Genomic DNA, 1,353 nt, shown 5'->3' with positions numbered 1-1,353 from the left:
TCGCTCGGCTGCCAGGTGAGCTCCGGCAGTGCGGCGGCGATGTGGACCGCGTGCTGTCCGGTGCCGCTTGCGATTTCGAGAACGATCCCGCTCTTCGGCAATACACGCACGAGGACATCGCGGATCACGTCGCGGTTGCGCGTGGCTGCCGGTGCAATACGGCGCAGGGGGTCGGGATTGTCGGAATGACTGGCGTTCAAAGATGCGTCTCCAGAGGAATTGGTGGCGAGCGTAAGCGCGCGGTTTGCGCGGGTCAAGAAAAGATCCGTAGCAACTCAGAACCATACGCCTCGGCTCACGCGCTCTCACGAGGCCCGAATCCTGCTACCTCGTGCGGCCCTCGATCAAATCTGTGTATCCTGACGCACTTGAGGCGCAGGACCGAATGCAGCACCGAATACCAGCACCCGAAACCCTGAGGAACGACCCGCCACGGGCCAGTGCATCGTGCCCGGCCGCCTGGTTCATCCCACTCCATGGAGCCTTTCATGCCAACCGATACCCCTTCCGGCGAGCAGAAGCCGAATCAAGAAACGATGAGCGAAGAACTCATCAACTTCGCGGCTGAAGTCTTCGATACCGCCCGCCGCGGCGACGCCCCCATGCTCGACGCGCTGCTGCACAAAGGCCTGCCGCCGAACATGCGCAACGACAAGGGCGACACCCTCGTGATGCTCGCGAGCTATCACGGCCATGCCGACGCCGTGCGCGTGCTGCTGCAACACAAAGCCGATCCGAACCTGCGCAACGACAACGGCCAGACACCGATTGCGGGCGCGGCGTTCAAGGGCTACAAGCCGGTCATCGAAGCATTGCTGGAACACGGTGCGGACGTCGAAGGCGCATCGCCCGATGGCCGCACGGCGCTGATGATCGCGGCCATGTTCAATCGTGTGGAAATGGTCGAGTTCCTGATCGCGCACGGCGCAAATCCGGACGCAAAAGACGCAAACGGCTTTACCGCACGCGACGCTGCCGCGAAAATGGGCGCCCCCGACACCGTCGCGCGTCTCGCCCAGGCAACCGAAGCGAAGTCGCGGCCGCCGGGCGTCTGACTTTTCCGAGTCAGCGTTTTACCGATCAACCCGCGCCATCGATCATTCTGATTGGCGGCGCACGACCCTTTTGAAGGCGATCCGGCAACATGGAGCTCTTGTGATGAGTGGCGGCTTCCCGCGGGGTGGCTTCCCGCTTCGAGCGTACGACTGGCACTGGCGCACGATTGCCAGGATGCTTGCCATCCTTATCGGGCTGGCGTTTGTCACGGTCATGTCCGGGTGCAGCCTGTTCCCGACACAGCCGGCGGCGCCGATCATCGATTTGTCGACGCCGCAGCCGGCGAGCGAGCCCGAA

General features: G+C 63.3%; 3 protein-coding genes. 2 read left to right on the top strand and 1 reads right to left on the bottom strand.

Annotated features, from left to right (window positions below):
• Window positions 1–200, bottom strand: a 200-nt coding sequence (locus tag ACRXB1_RS36100) for a DUF938 domain-containing protein (protein WP_449494782.1), incomplete at its 3' end; no start/stop codon positions are given.
• Between the two features lie 336 nt (window positions 201–536).
• On the opposite strand from ACRXB1_RS36100, the gene ACRXB1_RS36095 reads away from it, so the two are divergent.
• Window positions 537–1,055, top strand: a complete 519-nt coding sequence (locus ACRXB1_RS36095; RefSeq protein WP_086382463.1) for an ankyrin repeat domain-containing protein — start codon at window positions 537–539, stop codon at window positions 1,053–1,055.
• Window positions 1,056–1,158: 103 nt separating this feature from the next.
• Window positions 1,159–1,353, top strand: a 195-nt coding sequence (locus tag ACRXB1_RS36090; protein WP_449494781.1) for a hypothetical protein, incomplete at its 3' end; no start/stop codon positions are given.

The sequence above is a fragment of the Caballeronia sp. M23-90 genome, from assembly GCF_053574605.1.
This window is presented reverse-complemented; position numbering and strand designations above follow the sequence as displayed.

Excerpts from the sequence above, each read along its gene's own strand:
- ACRXB1_RS36095 (WP_086382463.1), top strand. The coding sequence starts at position 537 with ATGAGCGAAGAACTCATCAACTTCGCGGCTGAAGTCTTCGATACCGCC.